Source organism: Streptomyces sp. NPDC085927 (assembly GCF_044540975.1).
Lineage (GTDB): Bacteria > Actinomycetota > Actinomycetes > Streptomycetales > Streptomycetaceae > Streptomyces > Streptomyces hirsutus.
The window spans coordinates 122451-136450 of the sequence record NZ_JBITSN010000005.1 but is presented as its reverse complement, the minus strand read 5'-3'; the positions used below and the strand labels follow the sequence as shown (position 1 = coordinate 136450).

The 14000-nt window shown below is 71.0% G+C and carries 13 protein-coding genes; 9 read left to right on the top strand and 4 right to left on the bottom strand.

The window, feature by feature from the left end:
* Positions 1 to 111: 111 nt before the first annotated feature.
* The 4 genes from ACIF80_RS15205 (at position 112) to ACIF80_RS15190 (ending at position 3658) form a co-directional block, all read left to right on the top strand.
* Positions 112 to 1062 carry a branched-chain amino acid ABC transporter permease gene (locus tag ACIF80_RS15205; protein WP_399804296.1) on the top strand — a complete coding sequence of 317 codons (951 nt, stop codon included), beginning with the start codon at positions 112 to 114 and terminating at the stop codon, positions 1060 to 1062.
* Positions 1059 to 1880 carry an ABC transporter ATP-binding protein gene (locus tag ACIF80_RS15200; RefSeq protein WP_399804294.1) on the top strand — a complete coding sequence of 274 codons (822 nt, stop codon included), beginning with the start codon at positions 1059 to 1061 and terminating at the stop codon, positions 1878 to 1880. Before ACIF80_RS15205 ends, ACIF80_RS15200 begins: the two co-directional genes overlap by 4 nt.
* The gene (locus tag ACIF80_RS15195; RefSeq protein WP_399804291.1) at positions 1880 to 2593 is read left to right on the top strand and encodes an ABC transporter ATP-binding protein; all 714 of its coding nucleotides are present in this window, start codon (positions 1880 to 1882) and stop codon (positions 2591 to 2593) included. The genes ACIF80_RS15200 and ACIF80_RS15195 overlap by 1 nt, the downstream gene beginning before the upstream one ends.
* Before the next feature lie 246 nt (positions 2594 to 2839).
* A complete protein-coding gene (locus ACIF80_RS15190; RefSeq protein ID WP_399804288.1) occupies positions 2840 to 3658 on the top strand; it encodes an IclR family transcriptional regulator in 819 nt (272 codons plus the stop codon).
* A gap of 116 nt (positions 3659 to 3774) precedes the next feature.
* Here ACIF80_RS15190 and ACIF80_RS15185 read toward each other — a convergent pair whose 3' ends face one another.
* A complete protein-coding gene (locus ACIF80_RS15185) occupies positions 3775 to 4797 on the bottom strand; it encodes a hypothetical protein (RefSeq protein ID WP_399804285.1) in 1023 nt (340 codons plus the stop codon).
* A gap of 165 nt (positions 4798 to 4962) precedes the next feature.
* The gene (locus ACIF80_RS15180) at positions 4963 to 6186 is read right to left on the bottom strand and encodes an ABC transporter substrate-binding protein (protein WP_399804282.1); all 1224 of its coding nucleotides are present in this window, start codon (positions 6184 to 6186) and stop codon (positions 4963 to 4965) included.
* 244 nt (positions 6187 to 6430) lie between these two features.
* On the opposite strand from ACIF80_RS15180, the gene ACIF80_RS15175 reads away from it, so the two are divergent.
* From ACIF80_RS15175 to ACIF80_RS15155, 5 genes are all read left to right on the top strand, one after another.
* Positions 6431 to 7999, top strand: coding sequence for a class I adenylate-forming enzyme family protein (locus ACIF80_RS15175; protein WP_399804279.1), 1569 nt, complete (start codon positions 6431 to 6433; stop codon positions 7997 to 7999).
* Positions 8000 to 8216: 217 nt separating this feature from the next.
* A complete protein-coding gene (locus tag ACIF80_RS15170; RefSeq protein WP_399804276.1) occupies positions 8217 to 9002 on the top strand; it encodes an ABC transporter ATP-binding protein in 786 nt (261 codons plus the stop codon).
* Between the two features lie 3 nt (positions 9003 to 9005).
* Entirely contained in the window at positions 9006 to 10325 is a 1320-nt protein-coding gene (locus ACIF80_RS15165; RefSeq protein ID WP_399804273.1) for an FtsX-like permease family protein, read from the top strand.
* Between the two features lie 151 nt (positions 10326 to 10476).
* Positions 10477 to 11334 (top strand): AAA family ATPase, encoded by an 858-nt coding sequence (locus tag ACIF80_RS15160; RefSeq protein WP_399804270.1) that lies wholly within the window; start codon positions 10477 to 10479, stop codon positions 11332 to 11334.
* Complete coding sequence (locus tag ACIF80_RS15155) at positions 11331 to 12695, top strand: VWA domain-containing protein (protein ID WP_399804268.1); 1365 nt, start codon at positions 11331 to 11333, stop codon at positions 12693 to 12695. Before ACIF80_RS15160 ends, ACIF80_RS15155 begins: the two co-directional genes overlap by 4 nt.
* Positions 12696 to 12719: 24 nt before the next feature.
* Here the strand turns inward: ACIF80_RS15155 and ACIF80_RS15150 are convergent, their stop codons facing one another.
* On the bottom strand, positions 12720 to 13568 hold the full coding sequence (locus ACIF80_RS15150; RefSeq protein ID WP_399804265.1) for a class I SAM-dependent methyltransferase: 849 nt from the start codon (positions 13566 to 13568) through the stop codon (positions 12720 to 12722).
* Positions 13569 to 13578: 10 nt separating this feature from the next.
* The gene (locus tag ACIF80_RS15145; protein ID WP_399804262.1) at positions 13579 to 13983 is read right to left on the bottom strand and encodes a cupin domain-containing protein; all 405 of its coding nucleotides are present in this window, start codon (positions 13981 to 13983) and stop codon (positions 13579 to 13581) included.
* Positions 13984 to 14000: the final 17 nt, after the last annotated feature.

Sequence of the window (14000 nt, the reverse complement as noted above, 5' to 3'; positions counted from 1 at the left end):
GGCATCATGACCAGTACAGCAAAACCTGTGTCCACCCGGTCCCCGGCCACGAAACGGGCTGAGCAACTCAGGGCATCCCTGGCTTCCGGACGCGGCAGCAGCCTGCTGCCGATGCGCCTCGGGTCCTTGCTGGCACTCGCGGCCGTCGTCCTCTGCGCCGGAGCCCTGGGAGACGCCACGCTGCGGTACTCCCTGACCATCGGCACGGTGTACGCGGTCGCCGTGCTCGGCAACAACGCCATCAACGGCACCCTCGGAGAAATCAACCTCGCGGCCGGGGCCTATATGGCCGTCGGCGCCTACACGATGGCGTGGGGGCTCAACAACGGCTGGTCCCTCCTCGCCTCGCTGGCACTGGTGATCCTCACGGCCGTCGTCGTCGGCGCCCTCATCGCGGTACCGACCATACGGCTGACGGGCATCTTCACCGCCCTGGCGACCTTCACCCTGGCCTTCGCCATTCCCGATCTCGCCATATCCCTGCAGTCGATCACCGGCGGCGAGGCCGGTACGGGCGTGCCCCCGGTGTCGGTGGGCGGCACTCTGCTGGACGGTTCGTCCCAGGCGATGCTCATCACGGTGTGCGCTCTGTTCGTCGTCCTGGCGATCGTCAATCTGCTGCTGTTCTCCCGCGGTACGGGCGCCACCCTGCTGCTCGTCGGCGAGGCCACGCCCGCTGCGCAGGTCTTCGGCATGCACATCCGGCTCGCCAAGATCACCGTCTGGACCTGGGCGACCGTTCTCGGTGCCCTGGCGGGAGCCGCTTACGGGCTCACGGTCGGCTTCCTCAATCCCACGATCTTCGTGGTGTTCCTGTCGATCTCGCTGCTGGTGGCGGGACTGGTCGGCGGGGCCCGCAGCGTGACGGGGGCCTGGCTGGGCGGGCTGCTGGTCGGCACGCTGCCGCCGAACATCCAGTCACTGGTCCCGGCCTCGTCCACCGGCATCGTCTTCGGTGCCGTTCTGCTCGTCGCGCTGCTGGCCGGCCACGGCGGGCTCGGCAGCGTCATCGACAGATGCCTGGGGGTCCTCTTGGTACGCGTTCAACGGAGAAGGTCATGAACGGCACGGACAGCACACCCTGGCTCCGGGCCACCGGGCTCACGCTCTCCTTCGGCGGTGTCAAGGCGCTGGACGGCGTGGACATCGCTCTCGAACCGGGTGCCCGGCTCGGCCTGATCGGTCCCAACGGCTCGGGCAAGACGACGCTGTTGAACGTACTCAGCGGCATGTACCGGGCCGACGCCGGCAGCATCGTGATCGGCTCACAGGAGATGGTGAGGACCGGTCCGGGACGGCGTGCCCGGCGCGGTGTCGTGCGCACCTTCCAGCACCCCCTGCTGGCACCGTCGTTGACCCTCCTCGAAAACGTCATGGCCGGTGCGCGACTGTCACGTCGCTTCCTGTCCGCGCCGGACGGCCCGGCCGACGATGTGCGCACCCGCTCCGCCGAGATGCTCGACCTCTTCGGCTGCGGCGACCATGTGCACCAGCTCCCCGGGGAAGCTCCCTACGGGATACGGAAGATGGCCGAGGTGGCACGCGCCGCAGCCGCGGGTCCGCCGGTCCTCCTGCTCGACGAGCCGGCAGCGGGCCTGAGTTCGTCGGAGCGACAGGAACTGGTCAGGGCGCTGAAGGAGTTCGGTGACCGGCATCCGCGCTCGGCACTGTGCCTGGTGGAGCACGACGTTCCCCTGGTCTCGGCGCTGTGCGACCGCCTCATGGTGCTGAACGCGGGGGCCCTGCTCAGCAGCGGCGAGACGACGGCGGTCCTGCGGGACGACCGGGTACGGGCCGCGTATCTCGGGCCCGCCGCCCAGAGCGGCGGGACGGACGACTCGGACGACCGCAGCGCGAGCGGAGAGAAGGTGCTGGACTGATGCTGGAGATCGAACACGTCAGCGGGGGGTACCGGCCGGGGGTCACGGTGGTCCACGGCATCGATTTCGCCGTGGACTCCGGCCACGCCGTCGGACTCATCGGCCGCAACGGAGCGGGCAAGACCTGCCTCGCCCAGACACTCCTCGGAGTACTGCCCGCGCACGGCGGCAGCATCCGGCTGGACGGCACCGACCTCACCCGTATGCGGCCGCGGGAGCGGATCCGCCACCGGCTCGCGCTGGTGCCCGAGGGGAGAATGGTCTTCCCGCAGCTGTCGGTGCGGGAGAACCTCGAGATGGCCGCCTTCGGGGCAGGGCTGCGGCTCACCGTGGACCGGCTGCGCCGGGTCGAGGACATCTTCCCTCTCCTGGCCCGCAAGGCGCAGAGCCGGGCGGGGACCATGAGCGGCGGTGAACAGCAATGGCTGGCGCTGGGCCGGGCGCTGGTGCAGGAGCCGAAGGCGATCGTGCTGGACGAGCCCTCGCTGGGGCTGTCCCCCGTCGCCATCGCGGACCTCGCCGAGTCGCTGCTGCGCATTCGTCAGCAGGGCGTGGCACTGGTGCTGATGGAACAGAACCCGCATCTGCTGCAACGGCTCTGCGACACCGTCCTGCTGTTGGACCAGGGGCAGGTCTCCTCCTCCGTGGACCTCTCGACCGAGGACGGGGGCCGGCTGGTCGGCGCGGCCTATCTGGGGACCGCGGCGGACTGAGGAGCGGACCGACGAGGGGCCCGGGGTGTGACGGACACGCGCCCCTGGCCCCTCGCCCGTGCCCGGCTCGGGCCCCCGCTTACAAGTACGGGCGGCCCGGCCCCTCTTGCAGGTGCTTCGAAGCCCGGCCAGGATGACAACCCGGCAACAGGACGACGAACCATTGCTCCTTAATCTAATTTCAGCTAGATTTCCTGGCGTGCCGCCGATCACGGGCAGGCATGGTCCTAGGGACTGGTGGTTTCCATGTTGAACACTATCGTCAGAACGGGCCAGGTGCTCGAACTCTTCAGCAGAGAGCGCCCGGAGTGGGGTGTCACCGAGATCGCCCAGACGCTCGGTGTCCCCAAATCCAACGCACACGAATTGCTTTCCAGTCTCGCCTCCATCGACCTTCTGCGCCGCACCTCGCGATCGCGTTACAGACTGGGCTGGCGCATCATGTCGATGGCCAACAGTGTGGTCGAGGCGGGAATCCTGCGAAAGCATGCGCTGTCCGCGATGGAAAAACTTTCACAACACACCGGAGAGACGAGTCACCTGGCGATCTGGGACGGCAGGCACCTGGTGTTCATGGCACGTGTCCTGACGGACCGCGGAGTGCACCAGGGACATGCCCGGGCGGGCTGCACCCTGCCCGGCTACTGCACGGCCTCCGGCAAGGTTCTGCTCGCCGATCTGCCCTGGCCCGAGGTGGTCGACCGGGTGTCGCGGGAGGAGTTCACCGCGCGCACTCCGTCGACCATCACCGACCTCGTCGTGTTGCGACGGCAGTTGCAGGACGTCAAGAACCGCGGGGTCGGTTACAACGTGGAGGAGGCCGACCCCGGTGTCTGCGGCCTCGCCAGCCCGGTCGTCGGCGCCGACGGGCGCGCCATCGCGGCGCTCGGGGTCTCGGTGACCTCCGAGCGATTCACCGCCTTCCGTGAACGGTACGAACGTCTGCTGGTGCGCTCGGCCCGGGAACTGTCCTCGAAGGTCGCCGCGGACCACGGGCCCGGGCAGGGCGGGCCCGGCTCGGGGCCCCGCCGCCCCCTGCCGCCCGCACTGTCCACAAGCGCCTGAGACGAGCCGCCGGCGCCCCGCCGGAGCGGGTCGCCGGCGGTGGCTCCTCGGCAAACCGGCAAGGGGCCCGGCACCACGGTGAACGTGGTGCCGGGCCCCTTGCCGCGCAGCGGCTGTCAGCCGTCCAGCGAGGGCCGGTACGTGTACCGGGGACTGCGGGAATGGGCGAACTCGAAGACTCCGGCCCCCTGTTCTCCGTTCAGGGAGAAAACAGCCGGACGGTCGGTCAGTGGCATGTCGAGGTTTCTCGGGGTCACGGAGCCGTCCAGCGGGAATTCGTCGTACGCCACGTGATTCCGGCCGTGCCGTTTTCCGTGCCAGCCGCCGTATCCCCCACCGGAAAGGAACCCGCCACCGAACGTTCCGTCGGCGGTGAGCGTGAACTCTTCTCCGGACTTCGTGACGATCCGAAGTTCGCCGCGCCGGAAATCCAGACCGTCGTCGAATTGCAGCCGGTGTGCCACCGAGACAATCGGATCCGTTTCGCCATTCTCCGAAAGGACTCCGCCGTCGCACATGATGACCTGGTTCGACCGGTCCTCGTCCAGCATGAAGGCGATCGAACGGTCGGCGAACTGGGCCTGCACCCACAGGTGAAGGCCCTGGCCTCCCGCAACGACCCGCACGCCCCGGGACCGGTCCCGCTGGCCGAGCCAGCCCGTGACGTCCCGGCGCTCGCCATCGAGCGTGAGCGTGCCCTCGTAGCGGCCGGACTGGAAGAAATGCCCGAAGCGCGACTGCCCTCCGCGCCCGTTGTCGACCTCGATGTCCTCGGTGCGCCAGGCGGCGGTACGGGCCCGCCACACCACGTCGAATTCGACGCCGAGCGGGTTCGGGCCGAGGGCGAGGGCCCACTCCTCGAGCGGTTTCACGATCCGCCAGCTCAGCGGGCCGAGAACGCCCGTCGCCAGGTCGCCGGGTTCGTCACCGAGCCGCAGGTTGCGCTGCACTCCCCCGTCGACGCGCAGCACATAGGCGTCGACCACGCCGGTGCCGGGGTAGACGCCCGCTCCGATCATGATCAGCGGGTCGGGCGTGGAGCCGTGCAGGTTGAAGTAGAAACGGTCGAAGAAGTCGGCTGCGACGCCCTCCGGCAAGGTGCTCAGCAGTCGGTCGTCGTCGGGGGTCAGGGGACGCATGGCTCTCCTCAGTGGGATGGATACCGGCACACCGGCAGGTGTCCGCGGTGGGTCGGGGAGGCCGGCGCACGGACGGCACCGGCCCGGTCTCTGCATCCGGCCGGCAGGCCCGGGGCCTGCCGGCACCCGCCCGGCGGGCAGGGACGCGGGGCAGGCCCCGGGGTCCTAGCCTTCGCCGAGTTCGACGTCGGGGGCGGGCCGGTAGTCCTGTGCGGGGACGAAGGTCCCGTCGCTCACGCCGAGGAGCTGCAGCTGCCGTTGGCCGGTCCGTTCCTCTTGCGACCAGGTCAGCCCTCTGACCAGCTCGGTGTCCACGGACGTGTTCTTCATGGCGTCCAGCAGCTGCGTGCTGCTCGGTACACCGCCCGCCTTCTCCACGGCCGTCTCGATCACCTGTGCGCAGACGGCACCCGCGATCCAGCCCTCCACGGTGAGGAAGTCGGTGCGGTCGACCTTCGGGTCCGTGGACTCCATGGCCGCACGGTAATCGGCGAGTTCGGGCGCCTCGGAGTCGGGGAACGGGGTGGCGAAGGTCGCCCGGTCGTCCAGGGCGTCGCCGCTGAGTTCCAGGACCTGCTTGTTCTGTGCCGCGTAGGTCAGTCCCCAGTGCGGCCGGAAGCCGATCCGGTCAGTGGCCCTCACCAACTGGGAGACCACCGGGGCGACATGGTTGAACACGACCAGATCGGCTCGTGACTGCTTGAGCTTGGCCGCGGCCGGCGTCTGGTCGGTGGCGGCTGCGTTGATCTTCACCTCCGCCACGGGCGTGATGCCCATGGCCTCGAGCTGCTGCCGGGCCCCGGAAAGGAAGGGTCCTCCCACCCCGTCGTCGGTGTAGGCGATGGCGACGCGTGCGAACTTCTTCGTCTCCACGCCGTAGCGGACGAGGTGAGCACCCGTCAGCTCATAGGGTGTGAGCAGCTGGAAGCCGGTCGATCCGGTGGTGAACAGACTGGACTCCCCCGACATCGGCAGCGAGGGGATCTTCCTGGCGGCCAGATACGAGCTGATGGACTTGAAGGTGCCGGAGCCCTGGTTGGCACACAGCATCCTGGCCTTCTCCTGGTCCACCAGCTCCCGCACCTTGGACGGCGTGTTGACCGGGTTGAACTGGTCGTCACGGACCACCAGTCTGACCTTGACCCCTCCGATACCGCCGTCCTTGTTGACCCTGTCGAAGTACGCCTTCATGCTCCGGTAGGAATTGCTCAGCGGTTCCTGCGGACCGCTCAGCGGCATCAGGGTGCCCACGACGAGCTCGCCGCCGGCACTGCCCGCCGTGCCGGCCTCCGCATCGGCGCCACAGCCCGCCAGCACGACGACGGACGTCCCGGCGACCAGGAGCGCCGTGTACCGCCTGCTTCGATGCCAAGGTGTTGTGATCCGCACGCAGTCTCCTCGGGAATCGACGAGGCTGACGGGTCCTGACCGCCCGCCGGCCTGTGTGACGCCGACCATGCGGGAGCCGCCGCGGCCGGGCAACGCACGTCCGGCTTAGCCGGACGTCCCGGCCCGTCCGGCCGCGGCCTTCCGGGATGGCCGGACGGACGTTGAGGGCGCGCCCGCCCGCCCCCATCCTCGGGACCGGCGCGTCGCACAGGCAGGTGACGCCATAGCTCGGAGGTGACGCACGATGGATTTCGCGACCATCATCCGGAAGTCGGGCCAGTACTACCGGGAGAACACGGCGGTCCTGTTCGAGGGGAGGACGCTCACCTACGGAGGGTTGCTGGAACGCGCGAGCCGCCTGGCGAACGCTCTGGCCTCGTTCGGCCTGGCTCCCGGGGACCGGGTGGCCGTGCTGGCGGACAACCGCTTCGAAACGGTGGAGATATCGGTCGCCTGCGCGCTCGGCAACACGCCGGTGGCGACCCTGTACACGTACTACAGCAACGACACGAACCTGTTTCTGCTGGAACACATCGACGCTCGCGCCCTGATCGTCGACGAGGCGCTGTATCCCGCTCTGGCCGGCATCCTGCCGAAACTGCGGAACCTCACGGCGGTGGTGGTCCTCGGCGACGGTCCGCCTCCCGCCGGCGCCCACGGGTACGACGAACTGCTGGCGCGCTCCCCCGCCGAGGTGCCACAGGTGCCGGTGAGCGGCGACGACGTCCACATCATCCGGTTCTCCAGCGGCACCACCGGCCGGCCGAAGGGGATCTACCACAGCGTCGACCGCTGGCTTGCCTACAGTTCCGAATGGCGATGGATGACACCGCGGCTGACCGAACGGGACACCTACGTGGTCGCGGTCTCGCTGGCCCACCTCGGCGTCGCGTACCTGTGGGGCATGCTCGCGGTCGGCGCCCGGATCATCCCGATGCGGCGCTTCGACGCCGCGGAGTTCGGCGACCTGGTGGAAACCCACCGCGCGACCTACACCGCCATGGTGCCGACCATGATCCAGAAGGTGCTGGACACCCCCGAGGCGGCACGGCGCGACTACTCCACCCTCCGCTGCCTGACCTACGCGGGTTCACCGATCGCCGAGAAGACGCTGCGGCGGGCCATCGATCTGTTCGGCCCGTGTCTGCACCAGATGTACGCCCAGAGCGAGGTGGCCCCCGTCACCATGCTGCTGCCGCACGAGCACCGCCTGGACGGCGGCGAGAGGAACCAACGGCACCTGCGCTCCGTCGGACGCCCTTCGGCCCATGTGAAGCTGACTGTCGTCGACGACGAGGGCCGCCCCGTCCCGCAGGGTGAGATCGGGGAAATCGCGGCATGGTCTCCGGGACGTATGAGCGGCGTCTGGGGCGACCCCACCGCCACCGCGGCGCGGCTGTTGCCCGACGGCAGCGTGCTGACCCGGGACATGGGCTACGTCGACGAGGACGGTTACGTCTTCCTCAAGGACCGCAAGGACGACATGATCATCTCAGGCGGTTACAACATCTGGCCGGTTGAGCTGGAGGCGGTCCTGCTGTCGCACCCCGGGGTCCGCGCGGCATGCGTCATCGGTGTCCCGCACGACGTCTGGGGCGAGACGCCGAAGGCCGTGGTCGTCAGAGCATCCGGCGCCGAGGTCACCGAGGAGGACCTGATCGCCCTCACGGGAGACCGCCTCGGCCGCGTCAAGAGAGTGACCTCGGTCGACTTCGTCGACACGCTTCCCGTGTCCGGCGCCGGCAAGATCCTTCGCTCCGAGATCCGCGGCCCTTTCTGGGCGGGGCGCGACTCCCTGGTCGGCGGCGTCTGAGTCCGCCGGGTGGAGGCGTGCACGGCCCGCGCACCCTGGAGAGCGTCCCGGCCGGCCGACGCCCCTCCTCCCCGGTTCTTTCGGAACGCGTCCGCCGTCCTCGGGGGTGTCGCTGAGTACACCCCCCGATCCGGGGGTTGCGCCCAGTGCGGTGCGGGCGGCGCGTCCGTAGCGTCGTTCGCGTGGCACAGGGGGTGCCGGACGGAGGGCAGGGACCATGGTGCGCAGCGGGGTACGACGCGACCACGACACGGAACCGGCGGCCGAGGCTCTGCGGCTGGTGAAGGTGACCAAGTCCTACGGCAGTGCCGGCAATGCCGTGACCGCGCTCGACGGCGTGACGCTCGGCCTGGCACGCGGCACGTTCACGGCGGTGATGGGACCGTCGGGCTCGGGCAAGTCGACGCTGTTGCAGTGCGCGGCCGGTCTCGACCGGCCCGACAGCGGCGTCGTCCGGGTGGACGGGACCGAGCTGACCGGGGGCGACGAGACGGAGCTGACGAAGTTCCGGCGCGGGCGGATCGGGTTCGTGTTCCAGCAGTACAACCTGCTGGAGACGCTGACCGTCGCGCAGAACACGGTGCTGCCGCTCAAGCTGGCCGGCCGGCGCGTGGACCGGGGCCGGGCCCGGGAGGTGCTGACGGCGGTCGGTCTCGGCGACCGGCTCGGGCACCGGCCGGACCAGCTGTCCGGCGGTCAGCGGCAGCGAGTCGCGATCGCCCGTGCGCTGGTCGCCGAGCCCCGGGTGATCTTCGCGGACGAGCCGACCGGCGCCCTGGACACGCGCAGCGCGCGGGATGTGCTGCGGCTGCTCCAGCAGGCGGTGCGGGTGCACGGGCGGACCGTGGTGATGGTGACGCACGACCCGGTCGCCGCCTCCTACGCCGACAGCGTGCTGTTCCTCGCGGACGGCAGGCTCGCGGGCCGGATGGACACGCCCACGGCGGACGCGGTGGCCGAACGGCTGGCGCACCTGGGCGACGACGTGCCGACGGGGGTGTGAGCCGTGTTCGTACTGGCGATGCGGTCGGTCCGGCAGCGGCCCGGACGGTTTCTCGCGACGCTGCTGGCCGCCTTCCTGGGCGCGGCGGTCATCATGACGTTCAACTCGATGCACGACACCGCCGGGCAGGACGGCGTCGACCCGGTGAGTTCCGGGACGCTGGGCCTGGCGGCCGGGGTCGTGGGCGGCTACGGCACGCTGCTGGTGTTCTTCGCGGTCGCCTCGACGCTGACGGTCGCCGTGCGTCAGCGCACCGGTGAGCTGGAACTGCTGCGCTGCTCGGGAGCGACCCCGGGCCAGCTCCGGCGGATGGTGGTGGGCGAGGCGGTGGCCGTGGCGCTGGCGGGCGCGGTGCTGGCGATCGGCCCGGCGATGCTCGGCGGGCGGGCCCTGCTGACGGTGTTCCAGGACAGCGGCCAGGTCGCGCGGTCCGTCGAGCACTCCTTCGGTCCGGTCGCGCTGACGAGCGGGGTGTCCATCACGCTGATCGCGTCGGCGGGCGCCGCGTTCCTGGCCCTGCGGCGGGTCGGCCGGGCCGGTGCGCGGCGTGCCGGGGCACGGCGGTTCCTGGCCTGCGCGGCGCTGCTCGCGGGCTCCGCGGGGGTCTGCTCCACCTTCGCCCTCTCCGCGACGGCCGAGGCTCTGATGGCACCGCCCGCCTACGGGGCGATCCTGTTGTCGGTCGGCTTCGCCCTGCTGTCGCCACGGCTGCTGCGGGGTCTGCTCGACGCGCTGCCGCTGAGCAGCGCGAGCGGCTGGCTCGCCGTACGCAATCTGCGCGAGCGGTCCGGCCGTCTCGCCGGGACCCTGATGTCGCTGATCCTGTTCACGGCGGTGTCCACGGCGACGCTGACGATGCAGGCCGTGGAGAGCGACGCGGCGGCGGCCTCCGGCCTGGTGAAGTCGGTCGACGCCAAGAACCTCGAGACGCTGAACCTCACGGTCGTCGGCATCGTCGCCGTCTTCGTCTGCGTCATGCTGGTCAACTCCCTGTACGCGGCGACGACGTACCGCTCCCGTGAGTTCGGGCAGCAGCGGCTGGCGGGGGCGACCCCGGGGCAGGTGCTCGCCGTGGTGGGTACCGAGGGCGTGATCCTCACGGTCACCGGGGTCTTCTTCGGCACCGTGGCCGCGCTGGCCGGGACCGTGCCGTTCACGGTGGTGCGCACCGACGCGGTCCTGCCGGACCGGTTCCTCGGCATCTGGCTCGCGATGGCGGCGGTCTCGGCGGCGGCCACGACAGGGACGACCCTGTGGACGGCCCGGCGGGTGCTGCGCACCCCTGCGGTGGCGGCGGTGGGCTCGGTCGCGCAGGCCGCGTGAGCACGGAGCACAGGCGGGGGACGGAGACGAGGACGGGGTGGCCGTGACAGGGCCGCTCCGTCCTCGTGATGATGACAGGAGAGGTGAACAAGCGCTTGGATAGCAGCGTCAGTCCCTGCTCAGTCCATGCCGCCCCAAGCTGGAGGCCCAGGTGTTCACTTCCGTCGACGATGTCTTGGCACGGCTCGCCGAGGCGGGCTATCTGGCGTCGCCCGCGGTGGCCACGACCGTCTTCCTCGCCGACCGGCTCGGGAAGCCGCTGCTGGTGGAGGGCCCCGCCGGGGTCGGCAAGACGGAGCTGGCCAAGGCGGTGGCCCAGGTCGCCGGGGCCCGGCTGGTGCGTCTGCAGTGCTACGAGGGCGTCGACGAGTCCCGGGCCCTGTACGAGTGGAACCACGCCAAGCAGCTGCTGCGCATCAGCGCCGGCCGGGACGAGACGTGGGACGAGGCGCGTACGGACATTTTCAGCGAGGAGTTCCTGCTGCCGCGTCCGCTGCTGACGGCCATCCGCGGGGACGATCCCAAGGTGCTGCTGATCGACGAGACCGACAAGGCGGACGTCGAGGTGGAGGGGTTGCTGCTGGAAGTGCTCAGCGACTTCCAGGTGACCGTTCCCGAACTCGGCACGGTCACCGCGAGCCGCCGCCCCTTCGTCGTCCTCACCTCGAACGCGACCCGTGAACTGTCCGAGGCGCTGCGCCGCCGCTGCCTGTTCCTGCACATCGGCTTCCCCGACGCGGAGCTGGAGCGGCGGATCGTCCGGCTGAAGGTGCCGGGGATCGACGCGGCGCTGGCGGAGTCGGTGGTGCGGGTGGTCGGGGCGCTGCGCGCGATGGACCTGCGCAAGCTGCCGTCGGTGGCCGAGACCGTCGACTGGGCCCGCACCCTGCTGGCGCTCGGCGCCGGCACGCTGGACGAGACGGTCGTACGGGACAGCCTGGGTGTGATCCTCAAGCACCAGGACGACATCCTGAAGGCTGAGGCCAAGCTCGACCTGGACGCCGTGTGAACGCCGCCGCGGACCTCACCGTCCGGCTGACCGGCCTCGTCGGCGCGCTCCGCGCGCACGGTGTGCGCATCGGCACCGGTGAGAGCGTGGACGCTGCCCGGGCGATTCGGGAACTGGGGCTCGCAGAACGGGAGTTGCTCCGTGAGGGCCTGGCCGCGACCCTGCTGCACACCACGGGGCAGCGCCCGGTGTTCGACGCGGTCTTCGACCTGTACTTCCCCCGCCGGGTCGGCGCACCCGAAGGCCGCAGGGACCCCGCGGACCGTGCGGCGCTGCGCGAGCGGCTGGCGGCGGCGCTCGCCGCCGATGACACGGCGCTGATGGCCCGGTTGGCGATGGAGGCGGTCGACGGCTTCGGCGGGTACGGGAGTTCACCGGCGTCGGACGGCTGGTCGTCGCACCAGACGCTGGACCGGCTGCGCCCGCAGACGCTGCTCGCGCGGGTCCGGGACGAGGTACGGGCCCGGGACGGCGCGGCGGGGTTCGGCGACCGGCTGCTGGAGGAGGAGATCCGGCGCCGCATCGAGGAGTTCCGCCGGATGGTGGCCGCGGAGGCGCGGCGCCGGGTCGCCGAACGGCGGGACCGGGACGAGATCGCCCGGCGTGCGGTGGCCCCGACGGCCGACCGCGTCGACTTCCTGTTCGCCGGGAAGGACCGGCTGGCCGAGCTGCGCCGGACGGTGCGGCCGCTGGCCCGGAAGCTGGCGACCCGGCTGGCCGCCCGCCGTCGCAGGGCCTCCCGCGGCAGCATCGACCTGCGGCGCACCCTGCGCGGTTCCCTGTCGACGGGCGGGGTGCCGATGCGTCCCGTGCTGCGCCGGCGTCGGCCCGCGCGGCCCGAACTGGTGCTGCTGTGCGATGTGTCGGGGTCGGTTTCCGGGTTCTCCGACTTCACGATGCTGCTGGTGCAGGCGCTGCACGACCAGTTCGGCAAGGTGCGGGTGTTCGCCTTCGTCAACCGGATCGACGAGGTGACCGGGCTGCTGGTGCCCGGCGCCGCCGACCCGGACGGCCTCGGCGCCCGCATCCGCGGAGAGGCCGCGGTCACCGGCTGGCACGGCAGCAGCGACTACGGCGCCGCCCTGGGCGAGTTCACCGAACGGTACGCCGAGGCCGTGGGCTCACGGACCACCGTGTTCGTCCTCGGTGACGCCCGCAACAACATGGGCGACCCGAACCTCCCGGCCCTCGGCGAGCTGGGCCGGCGTGCCCGCCGCGTCCACTGGCTGAACCCCGAGCCGCGCTCCCGTTGGGGCACCGGCGACTCGGCGGCCCTCGAGTACGCCGGGTTGGCCGAGATGCACGAGTGCCGCACCGTACGCCAGTTGAGCGACCTGATCGGACGGCTGCTGCCGGTATGACGTCCGCGGACGCGCACCCCGGGTTCAGGCGGGCGAGCGGTGCGCGGTGTACAGCAGGTATTCCCAGTCCATGACCAGGTGGCCCGCTCCGGTTCCCCGGTCGTGGCGGCGGGCGAGTCCGGCCAGGTCGGTGTCGAGGGCGGCGACGCGTCCGGGGTCGTCCGCGAGGGACTTGTAGACGCTGATGACCGGGCCGTAGCGCTGCTTGAAGTAGTCCCGGAACTCCTCCGGCGTCGCGAACCGTTCGACGACGACCGCGTGTTGCCCGGCACTCTCGTCGGTGACGCGGTCCCCGAACAGCGCACGGACGTGCTCCGGGTCGCCCCACAGCGGGGGCGGCTGCGCCCCGGGCGGGGGCGGCGGGGCGTACGGCTTCATCGTGGCCGGCATCCGGCCGACGAATCCGCCGGACGTCCAGCTCAGCAGGCCGATGGTGCCTCCCGGCCGGCAGACGCGGAGCAGTTCGCCGGCGGCCGCCTCGTGGTGCGGGGCGAACATGACCCCGACGCAGGAGAGCACGGTGTCGAAGGCGCCGTCGTCGAAGGGCAGCGCCTCGGCGTCCGCCTCCTGCCAGCGCAGCCGCGCACCCCGTTCCTCCGCCAGCCGCCGTCCGGTCTCCAGCAGTTCGGGCGCGAGATCGGCCGCGACCACGTCGGCCCCGGCCAGTGCCGCCGGAATCGCCGCGTTCCCGGTTCCCGCCGCCACATCGAGCACCCGGTCCCCGGGTCCCACCCCGGCCGCCTCGACCAGCTCCTTGCCCAGCTCCGGAATGATCTCGGCGGCCACGGACGGGTAGTCGCCCTGGGCCCACATCACCCGGTGCTTGGCCTTCAACGCCCGGTCGGCCTCGGTCCCCTCGATCACCTTCGCCACGCCGCCCTCCTCACTGCTCGCCCCCGTCCGGCCCGCTCCCGTCGTCGGAGGGCCGGTCGGCGGCCTTCGCGTAGCTCTGGGCCATGGCGCCCGCGAAGTCGTACACCACGACCTGTTGCTCACCGACGACCCAGGCATCGTGGCCGGGTGTGCAGACGAAGACGTCGCCGGGGCCGACCTCGCTCTCGGCGCCGTCGTCCATGCGGATGCGCAGGCGGCCCTGGAGGACGTAACCGTTGTGGTGGATCCGGCAGCTCGGCGTTCCGGCGATCGGTCCGACGGACTCGGACCAGCGCCACCCGGGCTCGAAGACGGCCACGGCGAAGTCGAGCCCGGTCATGTGGACGGCTTCGAGGTGCCCCTGGGGAAAGTCCCGCCGCTCGTCCGGCTTGTCCAGTGTCTTGATCTCCAGCATGTCCCTGCTCCCTTCCG